We start from the raw sequence: 15,662 nt of genomic DNA on the forward strand, positions 1-15,662 counted from the left end.
ACGCTTACTTTTCAGTTATGGCTGCTTCGTTTAGACGTCCCTCTCGTCCCTCGCGTCCGTCTCGTCCTTCTCGGCGTCTCCGGCCTGACCTCGTTTCTTTGGCTGCGAATTGTACCCGCGCTCCCCATAAGGCTGAAGCTCGTTTAGCCACTTGCTCTCCATGACGTGCAGCTCATGATTGACGTCCTGGAAACTGTCCTTGCGAAGCTTCAGGCGTTCCAGCACCTCGAACGTAAAATCCCCTTCATCCGCTTCGTTCCAATCCTTTTGAAGCTGTACATTCCGGCTCGCACCCATCTTTAGCTCAAAAGGCAAGCGCCGCTCCATCGCTTCCAGGTTTTTACTGGCGCCGACAAGCGCCTTGCCGTTCTTTCCGTTCACAAATCGAAACACGCCGATCTGCTGCTCTTTCTCCTGGTAGGCCCTCACCAGCTCCTTGCGCCGTTCCTTACTCATAGACAACCTCTCCTCCTCTTGCGCTGCTGCCGGCGCCCGCTCCGATGACGAAACGGCGGCGCCAACCCAATATCGGCGTCCGTCCTCCGTCCGCTCCAATAACCCATGATCGACCATATACCGGCGGATGACGGCATAATCGTGCCAAGCCTGCTCCAACACTTCGTTAATGTCGGCTTCCGAATAGATACGGCCAGGCTGAAAACGCCTGACGAGTTCTTCGGCGATCAACGCGCGGACCTTCTCCTTACGCGGCCATTCCCGAAGCGGACCGTCCGTTCCGTACGGAAAATAATCGTTGTCACGCTCCACCGTCTCCTGCAGCGGCTGTACACCTGCCGGCTTCTGCTTTTTCTTGTCTTTCACCGGGCTACCGGCCGAGGCCGCCGCCCTGCCTTTTTCCATCAACGACATCAGCACCAGAAAAAGCTTCGCCTGCTTCTCCTTCTCCCGCAGCGTGAACCGATGATTGCGAATCGTCGACGCGCTTCCGCCGCCCAATCGCTCGATCACCTCGGCATCGCTCATCCCTTGATGGAAAAATTGCAGCAGCTGCCTTTGCAGCGCGGACAAACCGGTCCACTTTTTGTCCAAATGCAGCAGTGCGTGAAAAACCGACCCGTGCTCCCGCACGATATGCTTCGTCATCCATTTCTCGGCGTCCCACCAAGCTTGTTCGTCCGGAGACGGATAAATAACCCCTTGCTCGGAAGAGCTGCCGCATATTAAACACGTGTAACGCCCTTCCTCCTCCTCATAGATGTAACCCCGTTCGATCTCTTCAAGCGAGGCCCGCTCCATCCCGTCGATAAACATGCCATCCATCGCAAACCCTCCTATATATAGACATATTATTAGTACGTTTATATATTGTCAAACATTAATTAAATATGTCTATTAATTATCCATTAGCCCTGTGAAACATACATAGAAGTCATCGTCCGGATCTTTGCTTCTCTTCAATGCGTCAAGCTTCTACCTCCCTGTCTCCAGAAATGATATAATGATCATGACATTGCGAAAGCGATTACCGTTACTTCATCTTAGGAGATCAACCATGCGCCTATCCCGAACCGTCCGTATTTTATCCGCATCTTTACTAACCATGATGCTTCTTCTCTTACCGACTTCCGAATGGATAAACCCGGATCGCGTGCCGGTACGGTCGATCCCCTCGCTTGACATGGAACCGGCGACCGACTGGGAGCCCGAACAGCTGAACAAACCACCGAACATTATCGTTGTGCTGAGCGAATCGTTCTGGGATGCCACACAGCTGCCCGGGCTTGTGTTCAGCCGCGATCCGGCGCCGTTTTTCCACAGCTTGCAAAAACGGTATACACACGGCACCATGCTCTCGCCGATGTTCGGCGGCGGCACCGCCAATGTCGAGCTTGAGGTGCTGACCGGGCATTCGTACCGTTTTTTCCCGAAAGATTCGATCGTGTATGAGCAATACATCAAACAACCGACGGCCTCGCTCGCCAGCCTCCTGGCCGGCCAAGGCTATGCGACAACGGCGATCAGCCCGTTTCACGGATGGTTTTTCAACAGCTCCGAGGTGTATAAATATTTGGGTTTCTCCCAATTTATCAGCCTCGAATATTTCAACCCGGACGAATACGTAGGTCCGTATATCGGCGATCACGCCGTAGCCAGACGGATCATCGAACAGAGCGAGCAGAGCCCGGGCTCGGACTTCATTTTCGCCAACACGATGGAGAATCATTACCATTACTGGCCCGGCAAGTTCAAACGGAATACGATCGACGTGAAAGGCAAGGTTTCCCCGGAAGCGATCGGGTTAACGGAGACGTACGCGCAAGGGATGGAAGGCGCAGATCGGATGCTTGAGGAGCTGATCGTTCATTACAGCCGGTTGAAGGAGCCGACGATCATCGTCTTTTTCGGGGACCATCTGCCGTCGCTTGAGAAGTATACGGTTTATGAGGAGACGGGCTACATTACCGGCGAGAACGACCCGGACTTCTTGACCAAGATGCACGAGGTTCCCGTGGTTATCTGGAACAACTACTTGCCGCGCGAAAAGAACGAAAAGCTTCATTTCAGCCCTTCGTTTCTCGGTCCTTACGTGCTCCGTCTCGCCCAACGGGAAGGCAGCCCGTACACGGACTATTTGTACGATTTATCGCAAAAAATGCCGCTTGTTCCGCCCGAAGAAGCGTATGCCGAGATGGGTGTCGACCCGGCGATGGTCGCCGACTACCGCAGCCGGCAGCAGGCGATCCTGGAACAGGAGCAGCAGCGCGCCGACGAAGCGAAAGCGAGGCTCTCCGGCTTCAAGCTCGGCTATGGAGCGCCTGAAATCCGGCGGGTCGAACCATCTGTCATCAGCGCCGCCGAGGATGCCTTAGGACGCACCACGCTAACCGTCGAAGGCGGACGCTTCGGACTCGGCTGCTCGATATTCGTTAACGGCAAGCAGCTGGAGACGGCCTGGCTAAGCGAGTCATCGCTCAGTACCGCCCTGCCGCGGGAGTTGACCGCCAAGCCCGGCGCGCTGACCGTGGAAGTGAAGGTGATCGACTCGAAAAAACAAATATTAGCCGTCTCCTCGCCGGCCACGGTTACGGTTCAAGCGATGAACAAGTGACGGCATCCGGGAATAGGCCTTAAGTTGAAAAGGACAGGGAAGCGTCGGCTTCCCTGTCTTTTTCGCGTTCAAATTCGGTTGCAGCTCCGGCGAAATGCGAATGAGCGTAGCCGTGATGCGCCTGCCGCCCAGCCGATCCACTTGCGCTAGCAGACATGACGGAATAAGGGCGCAGACTCCTAACTGCCTCCCCCCGCATGCCTCCAGACAGCGTCATTCTGTGCGGTTCGCATGTTGAAGGCTGTCGAGTCCTGCGCTTGCCCGGGAAATGACGTAACCTTATTCCCCGTCATCCCCCGCCGGTGCCCCCGCCTGCTCTTCGACGCCGTACCAAATGCGGCGGAGCTCCTCGCTGTTTGCAAATCCTCCATCTGGGTGCTGATTTGTTCGATCGGCTTCGCCAGCAGCTCCGTATAATAAAAGATCATGTAGACGGTGCCCAGGGTGATCGAGCCCTGCTTCCATAAATATTAGCTGATCGCGAAAGCAACCGCGTTGCCGATGGCGAACACGATAATTGTCGCAATCCACATCGACGCCCATCCGAAGAACGCGCGCACCCGAAGCGGCAGCCACTCCCGCATCATGCGGTAGAAGCGGTGCATCACGTAATTCGTCGCTCCGCTGGCCCGCGTATCCTCCGTCCCCTTCAGATGTTCGCCGAGAAAACCGTAGAAGCTCGCGCTCATTTGGCGCAAGCGGCTCCAATGCGGAACGGCGAGCCGGCGGATGTAACGGATCGCCAGCAGCGCAAACACGACGAACACAAGCATCCCCGCGCCAATAAGCCAGCCTTCCCGGAACAACAGGACGAGCATAGCGGCGACCAGAATAACGTTGCTGACGAGCATGACGGCAAACTGTAAGAAGAAGTTGGACAAGTTGTTGATATCTCCGTCTACCCGCTCGATAATCGCGCCGGACATTTGCGTTTTGTGAAATGTCATATCGAGCTTCAAGCAATGCTCCGCCACGTCTCCGCGCAGCTGATTGGTCACCGTCCAACCGGCGTTCGCCCCGATGTACGAAGCGCCCACCGCTATCAATTGCTGTACGAGGCTAACCCCGATAAACAAAGCCGCCGCCAGAACGAGCGGCCTCCCCGAATGCAGCGAGTGCGCGCTATCGATGAAATAGCGAATAATTTGCGGATTCACGAGCTGCAGCGCGATACCTGTCAGCAGCAGCACGCTCAACGCCAGCATTCGTCCCCTCTGAGGCCGCAAATATTGCCGGAATAACGATACATATTCTCCAATCGGAATATGTGGAAGCCGCATTTCATCCCTGATGAGCGGCCGTATTCGCGGAACGTCTTCGCCTGACGACATAAAAAAACGGCCGCTGCGGGCCGTTCACTCCGTTATCGTTTTTGTCATCCGTACATGCCAAATGCCTGCATCCAGAAATGGTTCTTCAGATACTGTCGCATATCCCAGCTTCTCATAAAACCTTGTCGCGTGCGTCTGCGCGTCCAACATGATCGACGCGATTTCCCGTTCGCGAATATCGTCTTCCATCATATCGATCATCATCTTGCCGATGCCCTTGCCCCGATAAGGCTGGCGGACCGCAATTCGCTGAAGCTTGGCCGTCCGTTCATCGTACATCCGGTAACGGGCCGCTGCAATCGGCAGTTCGCCGTCCCGGATCAGGAAATGGCGGCAAGCCGACGTCGAAGCGTCAAACTCGTCCAGCTCCAAATCGAGCGGCACCTGCTGCTCATCGACAAATACCTCTTTACGAACGGACAAGCATTGCCGCAGCTCTTCCTCCGTCGTTACGACAAGCCCCTGTAACCTCAACATGAACCTTCTCCTCTATCTCTTAGCCGTAAGGGGTAGCCTTCCACGCTTCGTATCACAGTCCATTGTACCAAACAAGCCGCTGCTTCCTCAAGGATTCGCGTGCGTTATCCGGCGAACGCCTTCTTCAGTGCTTCGCGGACGCGATCCTTACTGAACGGCTTGACGATAAAGTCGCTCGCTCCCATACTGACGGCGCGAATGAGTAGCGCTTGCTGGCCCATCGCCGACACCATGATAACCTTCGCATCCGGATTCAAATCCTTGATTTTCTCCAGTGCTGTAATGCCGTCCATCTCCGGCATGGTTATGTCCATCGTGACGACGTCGGGCATCTCTTCCGGGTATAATGACAGCGCTTCCACTCCATTGCTTGCTTCAACGACTTGTTCATAGCCAAGCTCATGAATGACGTTTTTCAATAACATGCGCATAAAGAGCGAATCGTCGACGATCATAATTTTCTTCACGCCGGAACAGCCTCCTCTTCGATTGGGTAGTATGGAAAAGCGTCACGCCTAGTTGTCCCGAAGATGTGCGGTTATACAATATTTTCACGGCAGCACGGCATATTAAAAAGACCCCCAGCATGCATCAAAGGAGCCTCAAATCACGTATTCCTCTGTCCTTCGGCAGTTGGCTGACTTGGTAAAGACGGTAGTGGCTGTAGCTTTGCGGCCTTGAATTTCGCAAAGTTCACCTGATGCGGGCGATACCTTTTGTACATTGAATTATACCATCCTGCCGGAAAAATACAAGTATGGAAATATGAAATCGACGTCCTCATGTTCTCCGGATCTTGCCGGAAAGCGTCTATTTTTACATTTAAATTATCGGTAAATAATGCTAACATAGAAAGTAACATGAACATAGGGAGATGCGATCCAATGGATAAGTTCCAAGCATTCGTGCTAGAGAAACAGGGCGATCAAGCCGCCGGCTCCATCCAAACGCTCGGGCATGATCGCCTGCCGGACGGAGAAGTCACCATACGGGTACGATATTCCAGCATCAATTATAAAGACGCGATGGCGGCGCAACCCGTCAGTCCGATCGTCAAGTCGTACCCGTTCGTACCGGGTATCGATTTAGCCGGAGAGGTCGTTCATTCGGACGACCCTTCTTTTGCCGTGGGCGATGAAGTGCTTGTCACCGGCTACGAGCTCGGCGTCTCCCACCCGGGCGGTTTCAGCCAACTGGCGCGCGTTCCTGCCGGTTGGGTCGTTCCGCTTCCCGATGGGCTGACGGCCCGGGAAGCGATGTCGCTCGGCACCGCCGGCTTTACGGCGGCCCTGTCGGTGCTCCAGATGGAGCGCAACGGCCTCCGGCCGGAGCAAGGCCCGGTACTCGTCACCGGTGCGACCGGCGGCGTCGGGAGCGTAGCGGTTTCGCTTCTGTCCAAGCTCGGTTACCGTGTGACGGCCAGTACGGGCAAGCTTGCCGAAAGCGAGTATTTGCTGGGCCTGGGCGCTGCGGAAGTCATCGAGAGAGACGCATTAATCCCGCCGGACGGCAAACCGCTGCGTAAGGAACGCTGGGCGGGGGCGGTCGATCCGGTCGGCGGCGCGTCGCTGCCGTTTATTTTAAGCACGCTTCGTTACGGCGGTTCTGCTGCGGTCAGCGGTCTGACCGGAGGGGCGGATTTCGCAACGACTGTATATCCGTTCATTCTGCGCGGTGTGAAGCTGCTCGGCATCGATTCGGTATACTGCGATACGCTGACGAGACGGGAAGTGTGGTCCAGGCTCGCAGCCGACTGGAAACCTGTATCGTACCTGGAGACCGGTGCGCGGGAGATCGGCCTGGGCAATCTGGCCGATACGCTTGCGGCGATTCGCAGCGGTCGGCTTCGCGGCCGGGCTATCGTCAATCTCGACCTTTCATAATAACGCCAAAGAGTCCTTTGGAGCCATTGCTCCACAGGACTCTTTTTCTGCTGGGAAAGCTTTTTTGACAACGCGCTTCCATATCTTCAGAAATCGGGCGGGTTACGCTTCCACCGCGTGCATCGGCTGCACCGACTCCATATAGCGCATCAATGCTTCAAACGCGTGACGCAGATCATGCAGCTCTTCCTTGGACGCCTTCTCCAGCTCTTCCATCAAACGGCTGGCCGTCGTTTCTCCAAGCCATTCCTCCAAGCCCATTGTTTTCACCGGATTCATCCTTCTACCTCCGTAATGAGATCATTCCGAACGCTTCACAGAGGGATAAAAAAACTCCCCCTGTTCGCCAAAAGGGAGGTGTTACGACATATTCCTCATACTTTCGGCAGCTGGCTGACATCGTTTATCACTTTAGTCCCTATAGCTTTGCGTCTCTGACTTTCATCAGATTTGCCCTTGTCGTGTTGAAATCACCCAACAGGCCTAGTATAACATGAACCCAGCCATAAATCGACATGATTTGCTTTGCCCCATGGTACTCTCATGCGGATGCGTCCTGCTCGCTTCCGGCTTTGCGACACCGGCCGTCCCGAGAAGGCGGAACGATGGCAAGCATGAGCGCAAACGCCAGCAAGCTGGTTAACAACCGCCCTCTCTTTCGTCGAAGCACATCAGACATGGAATAAATCTCCTCTCTACCTCTATGCGCCTATGCGCCGCTGCGGGATCTATTCCACATCTTACCTGTTTTCGGGGGTGAATAATGTTTAAGAATTCACACTTTTACGAAATAGCACTTTTGACGCTAGGCCCGGAGTCATGTCATGCTGCCCTTGCGTCTTCAACTCGGTTACCGGACAGTACCTAGCGCCGGAACACGGATACAAACCGTACGGAAGCGCTGAACATCCGATTGACCACGTAGAACCCGACGAGAAACCAGATCAGCCCGAGCCCGGCGACGGCATACGATCGCTGCGCCGGCGACGCCATCGGAAGCAGCACATCCATCACGATGTCGTTGTTAAACAGTTCGTAGCCGTAACCCTGCAGCGCCGCCCAGTAAACGAGCGGTGCGAACAAGAGAACAAAACCGGATACCGGGAATGCCACGGCCAACGTAAATTGAATGATGCTCAGAGGCAGCTTCAGCAGCCAATACAGCAGCGGCAAATACGATTCCACCGAGAGCAGCACTTGGCGCATGCCGGGCTTGGCAGCCGTATCCGCAGCTTCAACTGCAGCTTCGCCCCGGAGACCCGAGCCTCCCTGCAACGCCTGCGCGTCCAAAGACAGAAGCGCCCGGCTTCCGATAAGCGCCACGTAAAGAATTGGAATGCCGATCCCAAGCGGCGTCAGCGCGACGCCGACAAGACCGAAGGTAACGGCAAACACGAACCCGAGAATGCCGAGCGGTAATGTCGTGACCACGAAATATTGCATTTTCAACAAAAAAGACGGTTTCCATCCCATAGACGGGGCGGGAGCAGAGCCAGCATGTAACATGTGCGATCCTTCCTTCTTCCATATCAGTTACGTTTATTATAGGAGAATCGGGAGTCGCTTCCTACCAACCTATGTTCAGGTTATGCCTGGACTTTGGTCGGGATTTCAGGGATTGCCGGCACCAAGCTTTCCTCCGATGATGAAGCTTTTCTTTCATGCTAAGGTGTTGACATACGGCTTGGATTGCCTATATAATGATCGAGAATGATTATCATTACCGCAAGTAAACGGATATCCGGGGAGGCGACCCGATGAAGATCAAGTATTGCTGCAAGAACATTAAGAACGGCTCCAAATCGGTTTACAAAACAATGAAAGACGAGTTTCCCGAATTCGAGCACAAGAAGAAAGACTGCCTCGGCTGCTGCAAGCTGTGCTCCAAGCAGTGCGTAGCCAAGGTCGGCAAGTCAGGCATTATTTGCGCCGAATCCCCCGACCAGCTCTATTTGCAATTGAAGCAGCTTCTTCATGGTTCCGTCGAAGAACCGTTGTCCGTGTAATACATAATTGGCAATGCTGAATACAACCTGACCGATGGTCAGGTCTTTTTATGGAGGCGAGCTTGACTGCCTAAACTTTTCCAATATTTGTAACACAATTGAAATCTGGTTAACATCTGTTCTTAATGAAAGCAGCCTATACTATTCCTTGACCCCCTTTTTCAATATATCTTGAAGACCCGCAGCCCGCTGCTGCGGGTCACTTTTTTGTCTATGTCATCCCGCCGGATACTCTACACGCCGGAGTCCTGATTCACTCCGTGAGCGACGAGCGCCGCCCTAATATAAGAACAATTTGTTCCGCGAACAATACTCAGGGTGTAGTGAGCAAATCTATACTTATTTGTTAATTTTATCGGTTAGCGAATAATTATTAATTTGCAACTTACATAAAATTAGTTATAATAAAAACGTACACATCTCACATCACAATTATGGAAAGGACGTTTTCAGATTATGGCAACTGTACTGTACATCACTGCACATCCTCATGACCATCAAGCTTCATTCAGCATGGCTGTGGGAAAAGAATTTATCGAGGCCTACCGTGAAGCAAATCCGACAGATGAAATTATTCACCTGGATTTATACAAAACGGACATTCCACATATCGACGCTGACGTATTTAGCGGATGGGGAAAACTTCAATCGGGCTCTTCGTTCGACCAACTGTCCGATGCGGAGAAAGCCAAAGTCGCAAGACTAAATGAAATTGTCGGTCAATACGTGGCCGCTGATAAATATGTTTATGTTTCTCCAATGTGGAATTTTTCGTTCCCTCCTATTTTGAAAGCCTACATTGATGCAATTTGTGTTTCAGGCAAAACGTTTAAATATACCGAGAACGGGCCGGTCGGCTTGCTTACGGACAAAAAAGCGATCCATATTCAAGCTAGCGGCGGTGTCTACTCCGAAGGACCGGCTGCAAGTTTCGAAAGCGGCCACAGCTACCTGAGCAAAATTATGCAATTTCATGGTGTTCCATCCTTTGAAGGAATCTTTGTTGAAGGCATGGCCGCTATGCCGGATCAAGCCCAATCGATTAAAGAGAAGGCTATCGCGCAAGCAAAAGAAGCTGCAAAACGTTTCTAATCCACAACATGCATGTGAAAAAAAGATACAGAGGCCCGCTGCTTAGCGGGCCTATCTTTTTATTTATTTCAATGGATAATATTGCCTTATCAGCATTATTATAGTAATGTGAAATTAAACAATGCCAATGAATTACAGTCGCCGCTTCCGTAAATAATAGGTTTGATAGGAATACAAGCCAAGGAGATGAGCGCATGTCGAAATCGGAGAATGATTTTCCCAATTATTACGACGGTTCCTTGAATGTTGAGTTTTCTCAAGAAATTACGGAAGGGCCAGATGTTCATCTTAAAGAAGCTCCGGCCCAGGACGAAGAATGGCGCCGGTACATCAGCGCGAACCCTTACGGGATGCACGGCCATCTTTAATGCGTAACCGGCTTCCGTTATCGGCAGCTTCATCAAATTCAAGAGAACAAGAACCCCACTACTTGCTGCTGTGGGGTTCTCTTTATGAAATCATGATGAGGTCAGCTGCCGGATTGGCGATCCGGACAAATAAGCTTGGATGTCTTCCACCGCGTCCCGATAATACGTATGGTAATTCGCTTGTGACACGTATCCGAGATGCGGTGTGGTCAGAACATGGGGCAAGGACCGGAATACGTCGTCCTTCGGCAAAGGCTCGATGTCGAATACGTCCAAGCCTGCACCGGCGATCCAGCCGTTAAGAAGAGCTTCCGCGAGGGCGGTTTGATCCACGATCGGAGCTCGGGAAGTATTGATCAGATAGGCGGATGGGCGCATCCGCCTGAGCTCTGAGGGTCCAAGCAAGCCTCTCGTCCGTTCGCTGAGCACAAGATGGATGGAGACAAAATCACTGCTTTCCAGCAGTTCTTCCTTGGAGGCTGCCAGCCGCACGCCGACCTCATCGGTCCGCTCTTGGGTTAAATGCTGGCTCCAGGCCATCACATCCATGCCGAAGGCCAACCCGATGCGCGCCACCCGACTGCCGATCTTACCGAGTCCCAGCAGGCCGAGTCGTTTGCCGTAGAGGTCAGTCCCGATCGAGCTTTGCCAAGGGCCATTCGATCGGAGCGCGTTATGTTCGGGCACAATCTGTCGGGCCAGCCCCAATATTAAAGCCCAGGTAAGCTCAACGGCGGGCTCCGTTTTGCCCGCTGTGCCGCAAACGACCACACCGTGCGAAGCAGCGGCTGCAAGATCGATTGCCGCATTGCGCATGCCTGTCGTAACGAGCAGCTTCAACCGCGGCAGACGTGCGAGTAACGAAGCCCGAAAAGGCGTGCGTTCGCGCATGATCACAACGATATCATAATCGGCGAGCGCTGCCGCCGTTTCATCCTCCCCCTCAAAATGCCGATGAAAGGATTGAACCTCAATTCGATCTAGGAGCGAGGACCAGTCGGCCATCGTCCGTGCTACCTGCTGGTAGTCATCAAGTATCGCACAGCGAAGTTTCATTCGCGGGCAACCTCCTTCTGATTGGGTGTACATGCTCTAACCTGTATCTTCGATTTCATCAAGGCCTTGTCGCTTGTTCCAAATCCGATAAAAGGGCAAAAGCTTCCTCATTCGACCGCCCGCACATTTCTACCGACGCCTTCAAGCTGCTGCAAACGGCCGGACGCTCCGGCTTCCCAAAGAGGTTGCAAGTATTCTCATCGGAAAGCTGCGAACAGCGGACTCCCGCCGGCTTCCCGTGCGGCATTCCGGGAATGGGAGAAGAAATGGAAACGACAATACAGCAAGCTGCGCAGCCTACCCGGCAGTCCAATACGGAGTCCCCCCGTTCTTCAAGTAATGTAGGAAGCTTGGATCGATCATTTCTTCCATCCCTTGTATAATTCCACATCGACAACATTTATCCTTTTCTTACCCGGATTTTGCGCGAACGGGTGCTGGCCCGCTGTGCGGCGAATGCGCCTTTGGCTATCTTTTTTGTTTATGGAAATCCAAAAAAGGGTATTGTACAGTATGGGCACCAAATCACCATTTTCAAAAAGGAGTGTTAACGAGATGAAGAAAGTCGCTTTCCTGTTAGCCAACGATTTTGAAGATTCCGAAATGCAGAAACCGTACGATGCGATCAAAGCGGACGGGCATGAAACCGTCATTATCGGGTTGAAAAAGGGCGAACAGCTGACAGGCAAGAACAAGACGATCACGTATACGGCTGATGCGTCCATCGATGAAGTGAAGGCTGACCAGTTCGACGCGGTCGTCATTCCTGGCGGGTCGTCGCCGGAAAACCTGCGTCTCAACAAGCAGATCCAGCAATTCGTCAAAGACATGGACAGTCAGGGCAAACCGATATCGGCCATTTGCCATGGGCCGCAAATTCTGATCAGCGCCGGTCTTGCTAAAGGCAAAACATTGACGTGCTACCCTCCATTGAAGGATGATCTGATCAATGCAGGCGCCAACTACGTCGATCAAGAGGTCGCCGTTGACGGCAACTACGTCACGTCGCGAACGCCTGCCGACGAACCAGCGTTCATCCGCGAAACGCTGAACAAATTGCGTACGCCCGTCAGTCAGCCTTAACGCTAACCGTGAAAAAGTAGAGGTCACCCCATTCACGCCCCAAAAATCCGGAAGAATTCTTTCGGATTTTTTTGCGTTTTTTTCGCTTCCCATCGCGCTCATGTTCGGAACTGCTCATGTACCCCCTTTAACCCTAAATGAATACTTTAATAGCAAGAGGCAGAATCATCCGGTCTGTTCTATAGAGGAGGACTCAGCATGGAGGTATGGAAGGAACATTTCGAGCAACTGATTTTCCTGCAGGATCAGCCAAGCGGTTTGAAAGCCATTATCGCCATTCATAATACGAAGCTCGGGGCTGCGCTTGGCGGATGCCGGATGTGGCATTATGCCTCCGAAGAAGATGCCGTCCGGGATGCGCTCCGTTTAGCAAAAGGCATGACCTATAAATCAGCGATTTCCGGTCTTCCATACGGCGGAGGTAAAGCGGTTATCCTTGGCCCTCCCGATCAACGGAAGCACGAGCTGTTATTTCGCGCCCTCGGCCGTTATATTGAAAGCTTGCAGGGACGCTATATAACGGGCATGGACTTGGGAACAAGCGTTGCGGATATGGACTGGATCCGATTAGAAACAACCTATGTGACGGATACTACCGGTTCGCTTGGGGCTACCGGCGATTTAACAGCTGCTATGACGGCCTATGGCGTTTACCTGGGTATCCGGGCTTCGCTCAAACGCGTATTCGGTACGGAGACGTTCATCCATAGAACGGTTGCTGTTCAGGGGTTAGGGAAGGTAGGCTATCAGCTTTGCCGGTATTTGAAACGTTCGGGCGCCAAACTAGTCGTATCGGATGTGAATCCTAGCCGAAGGAATCAGGCTGTCAAAGATTTCGGCGCACATGCGCTGCGCCCGGATGAAATCGTTGAAGCCGCCTGCGATGTCTTCTCGCCTTGCGCTCTAGGCGGGATCATTAACGATCTCACCCTGCCCCGGCTTCGATGCCGGATTGTAGCCGGAGCCGCCAATAACCAATTGGCCGAGAAGCGGCACGGTCATCAGCTTCATAAGCTCGGCATCCTTTATGCGCCCGACTATATCATCAATGCCGGGGGCATTATTGTCACCTCTTGCGAATTGAACGGCAGCGACGCCGCATTCGCAAATAAACAGGTAGAGAACATCTACCGTACGCTTACGAACGTGTTCGACTACGCGGGTCGGAAGCGAATCCCGACATCGGAAGCTGCAGACGAGCGGACCGAACAACTTCTGGCAGCTCCCTGACGGACCCCTCTGTTGAATTATGGAATGGCCGAAAGCCTATAAACGTGAAATAGTCGGGGAGGAGTTTATTCCTGCCCGACTGTTGTTTGGTTAAGCGGTAATCACGTGTACGCCTCTCGCGCGAAGCTTATCGATTTCTTCGGGCGGCACTTTACGGTCCGTAATGACCGTATGAACCTGATCGACGTTAACAATCCGGTAAAAAGCTACCTTATTGAACTTGCTGTGGTCCGCGAGCACCACAACATGTTTCGCGTTCTCAATAATTTTCCGGACGACTCTTGCTTCCTCCATACTTGGAGTGGTCAAGCCTTGCTCGAGGCTAAACCCGTTAATTCCAATGAACGCATACTCGCAATACACGCCGTCCAGCGCTTTCTCGGCCGCCTCTCCAATTAAGGCGAACGTATTCGGACGAATGTTGCCTCCGGTTAAGAACAAATGATTTTCATTCGATCCCATTAAATCTATAGCCACATTGATAGCATTGGTCACGATGGTAAGTCCGGTGCGATCCTTGATTTTTTTCGTCATATGACTGACGGTTGTCCCTGTCGACAGGGCAATCGTCATCCCGTTTTCGATTAACTTTGCGGCCTCTGAGGCGATAGCCTGCTTCTCATCCGTAAATTGATCCTCCTTCTCTATAAAAGAAGGCTCGATAAACAGATTCTCGTTTAATATCGCCCCGCCATGACTGCGCAGCAGCAATTTATCGCGTTCCAGCTTCTCCAAATCTTTACGAATGGTAACTTCCGAAACGTCCAATTCGGAGCTTAGGAAGGATACGTCCACGCTCTTATGAATTTTCAAATAATCCATAATGAATTGATGTCTCTCAATGCTTCTCATTCTTCGATTCGCATGATCCTCTTCCATATAAGTTCCCTCTCAGTGTTTCGTTTTGTTCTGAATTGTTTCGTTTCGTTATTATAGTAGTAGTATAGATAATTTTGTCCGAGTTGGCAATTCAGAATTCCTGAGAAAGCGGCTTGTCTACAACCTTCATCCCCTTATTTTACGCGTTCAACAGCAAAATTTTACCTTTCACGGTACTCGGATCGCGATATAATTCGAAAGCTTTGCCGATGTCCTCCAGCGGGTACTGTTTAAACACCATATCTTTAAAGTTCAACAATCCACGTTTCAGGAAATGCAGCGTTAATTCCCATTCATCCCCAGGGAACGGAGAGCTGTAGGACATCCAGGAGCCCGTTAACGTAAATTCTTTGCGATTCAACAATTCAAACTGCTTATGCGAGAAGGTCAAATCCCGCACGGGCGTCCCGATAAAGCAAACCTTCGCTTTATTGGCGGCGATCTCGAAGCTTAATCTCATCGTAACGTCGGACCCTGCCGTCTCCATGACAACGCCAAATCCATGATTGCCCGTGATCTGCTTCCATCCCTCTTCGAACCCTGCTTTGGCCGAATTAATCGTATAATCGGCGCCAAGCCTTTTGGCGGTAGCCAGTCTCTCGTCATCGATATCAAAAACGGTAATATCTTTGGCGCCCAACACTCTGGCCCATTGGAGCGTCAGCAATCCGATATTCCCCCCGCCCAGAATGGCGACATGCTCCCCGCCTTGATATTGAATTAACCTTAGCGCGTGCAGAGCTACGGCCGACGGTTCAACAAAGGCGGCTTCCTCGAAGCTTATGCTCTCGTCGAACGTAATCGCGTTTGCTTCCGGAATGACCACATATTCAGCCCAGCTCCCGTTAACCCGGGAACCTACGAAGGAATAATGCTTGCATTGGGCGAAGTTGCCGCTAAGGCAATCATGACATTCGTAACAAGGCTTGAGCGGAACTCCCACGACCCGGTCGCCCGCCTTCACGCGGGTCACTTCGCTTCCGATGCTCTCCACAACGCCGGAAAACTCATGACCGAGCACTATGGGATAGTGATGAGCGGCATCTCCCATTACGCGGGGCAAATCGGAACCGCAAATTCCCGTCGCTTTAACCTTAATCAATATTTCATGCCGTTGTAACGAAGGCGTATCCATTTCCTCTATTCGTATATCGTTCTTCGCATAAAGCACGGCAGCTTTCATGCTC

At 52.4% G+C, this 15,662-nt stretch carries 19 protein-coding genes and 1 riboswitch; of the genes, 7 read left to right on the top strand and 12 right to left on the bottom strand.

What is annotated here, in order from left to right; all coding sequences use genetic code 11:
• Positions 1-30: 30 nt before the first annotated feature.
• Positions 31-1,281, bottom strand: coding sequence for a DUF2087 domain-containing protein (locus PVA01S_RS04900; protein WP_127605637.1), 1,251 nt, complete (start codon positions 1,279-1,281; stop codon positions 31-33).
• A 232-nt stretch (positions 1,282-1,513) separates the two neighbouring features.
• Between PVA01S_RS04900 and PVA01S_RS04905 the strand changes: the two genes are divergently transcribed.
• The gene (locus tag PVA01S_RS04905; protein WP_244932894.1) at positions 1,514-3,070 is read left to right on the top strand and encodes an LTA synthase family protein; all 1,557 of its coding nucleotides are present in this window, start codon (positions 1,514-1,516) and stop codon (positions 3,068-3,070) included.
• A gap of 179 nt (positions 3,071-3,249) precedes the next feature.
• Here the strand turns inward: PVA01S_RS04905 and PVA01S_RS27135 are convergent, their stop codons facing one another.
• From PVA01S_RS27135 to PVA01S_RS04920, 4 genes are all read right to left on the bottom strand, one after another.
• Positions 3,250-3,498, bottom strand: coding sequence for a hypothetical protein (locus PVA01S_RS27135; protein WP_244932895.1), 249 nt, complete (start codon positions 3,496-3,498; stop codon positions 3,250-3,252).
• A 42-nt stretch (positions 3,499-3,540) separates the two neighbouring features.
• Positions 3,541-4,275, bottom strand: a complete 735-nt coding sequence (locus PVA01S_RS04910; RefSeq protein ID WP_244932896.1) for an ABC transporter transmembrane domain-containing protein — start codon at positions 4,273-4,275, stop codon at positions 3,541-3,543.
• Positions 4,276-4,425: 150 nt separating this feature from the next.
• Complete coding sequence (locus PVA01S_RS04915; protein WP_306439332.1) at positions 4,426-4,878, bottom strand: GNAT family N-acetyltransferase; 453 nt, start codon at positions 4,876-4,878, stop codon at positions 4,426-4,428.
• A gap of 104 nt (positions 4,879-4,982) precedes the next feature.
• Complete coding sequence (locus PVA01S_RS04920) at positions 4,983-5,333, bottom strand: response regulator (protein WP_155614282.1); 351 nt, start codon at positions 5,331-5,333, stop codon at positions 4,983-4,985.
• 429 nt (positions 5,334-5,762) lie between these two features.
• On the opposite strand from PVA01S_RS04920, the gene PVA01S_RS04925 reads away from it, so the two are divergent.
• A complete protein-coding gene (locus PVA01S_RS04925) occupies positions 5,763-6,761 on the top strand; it encodes an acrylyl-CoA reductase family protein (RefSeq protein WP_054799051.1) in 999 nt (332 codons plus the stop codon).
• A 102-nt stretch (positions 6,762-6,863) separates the two neighbouring features.
• On the opposite strand, the gene PVA01S_RS26475 is transcribed toward PVA01S_RS04925, so the two are convergent.
• The 3 genes from PVA01S_RS26475 to PVA01S_RS04930 all read right to left on the bottom strand — a co-directional run bounded on the left by PVA01S_RS26475 (position 6,864) and on the right by PVA01S_RS04930 (position 8,267).
• Positions 6,864-7,040: a hypothetical protein gene (locus tag PVA01S_RS26475; RefSeq protein ID WP_155614244.1), complete on the bottom strand. Its 177-nt coding sequence runs from the start codon at positions 7,038-7,040 to the stop codon at positions 6,864-6,866.
• A gap of 102 nt (positions 7,041-7,142) precedes the next feature.
• A riboswitch (cyclic di-GMP riboswitch) is annotated at positions 7,143-7,226 on the bottom strand.
• A gap of 76 nt (positions 7,227-7,302) precedes the next feature.
• Entirely contained in the window at positions 7,303-7,440 is a 138-nt protein-coding gene (locus PVA01S_RS26480; RefSeq protein WP_155614243.1) for a hypothetical protein, read from the bottom strand.
• Positions 7,441-7,625: 185 nt separating this feature from the next.
• Positions 7,626-8,267: a sensor domain-containing protein gene (locus PVA01S_RS04930; protein WP_127605641.1), complete on the bottom strand. Its 642-nt coding sequence runs from the start codon at positions 8,265-8,267 to the stop codon at positions 7,626-7,628.
• A gap of 251 nt (positions 8,268-8,518) precedes the next feature.
• On the opposite strand from PVA01S_RS04930, the gene PVA01S_RS04935 reads away from it, so the two are divergent.
• From PVA01S_RS04935 to PVA01S_RS26485, 3 genes are all read left to right on the top strand, one after another.
• Positions 8,519-8,767, top strand: coding sequence for a DUF1450 domain-containing protein (locus PVA01S_RS04935; protein ID WP_054795275.1), 249 nt, complete (start codon positions 8,519-8,521; stop codon positions 8,765-8,767).
• Between the two features lie 456 nt (positions 8,768-9,223).
• The gene (locus PVA01S_RS04940) at positions 9,224-9,859 is read left to right on the top strand and encodes an FMN-dependent NADH-azoreductase (protein WP_127605643.1); all 636 of its coding nucleotides are present in this window, start codon (positions 9,224-9,226) and stop codon (positions 9,857-9,859) included.
• A gap of 194 nt (positions 9,860-10,053) precedes the next feature.
• Positions 10,054-10,227: a hypothetical protein gene (locus PVA01S_RS26485; protein WP_164751734.1), complete on the top strand. Its 174-nt coding sequence runs from the start codon at positions 10,054-10,056 to the stop codon at positions 10,225-10,227.
• A 90-nt stretch (positions 10,228-10,317) separates the two neighbouring features.
• Here the strand turns inward: PVA01S_RS26485 and PVA01S_RS04945 are convergent, their stop codons facing one another.
• Together PVA01S_RS04945 and PVA01S_RS27140 are read right to left on the bottom strand one after the other, a co-directional pair.
• A complete protein-coding gene (locus PVA01S_RS04945; RefSeq protein WP_127605644.1) occupies positions 10,318-11,283 on the bottom strand; it encodes a D-2-hydroxyacid dehydrogenase family protein in 966 nt (321 codons plus the stop codon).
• A 58-nt stretch (positions 11,284-11,341) separates the two neighbouring features.
• Entirely contained in the window at positions 11,342-11,596 is a 255-nt protein-coding gene (locus PVA01S_RS27140; RefSeq protein WP_127605646.1) for a YkgJ family cysteine cluster protein, read from the bottom strand.
• Between the two features lie 242 nt (positions 11,597-11,838).
• Between PVA01S_RS27140 and PVA01S_RS04955 the strand changes: the two genes are divergently transcribed.
• Positions 11,839-12,366 carry a type 1 glutamine amidotransferase domain-containing protein gene (locus PVA01S_RS04955; RefSeq protein WP_054795277.1) on the top strand — a complete coding sequence of 176 codons (528 nt, stop codon included), beginning with the start codon at positions 11,839-11,841 and terminating at the stop codon, positions 12,364-12,366.
• Positions 12,367-12,564: 198 nt separating this feature from the next.
• On the top strand, positions 12,565-13,596 hold the full coding sequence (locus PVA01S_RS04960; protein ID WP_054795278.1) for a Leu/Phe/Val dehydrogenase: 1,032 nt from the start codon (positions 12,565-12,567) through the stop codon (positions 13,594-13,596).
• 90 nt (positions 13,597-13,686) lie between these two features.
• Here PVA01S_RS04960 and PVA01S_RS04965 read toward each other — a convergent pair whose 3' ends face one another.
• Positions 13,687-14,475, bottom strand: coding sequence for a DeoR/GlpR family DNA-binding transcription regulator (locus tag PVA01S_RS04965; protein ID WP_127605648.1), 789 nt, complete (start codon positions 14,473-14,475; stop codon positions 13,687-13,689).
• A 139-nt stretch (positions 14,476-14,614) separates the two neighbouring features.
• Positions 14,615-15,658, bottom strand: a complete 1,044-nt coding sequence (locus PVA01S_RS04970; RefSeq protein WP_054799092.1) for a galactitol-1-phosphate 5-dehydrogenase — start codon at positions 15,656-15,658, stop codon at positions 14,615-14,617.
• Positions 15,659-15,662 lie beyond the last annotated feature (4 nt).

This window comes from Paenibacillus validus NBRC 15382 (assembly GCF_004000985.1).
GTDB classification, from domain to species: domain Bacteria; phylum Bacillota; class Bacilli; order Paenibacillales; family NBRC-103111; genus Paenibacillus_G; species Paenibacillus_G validus.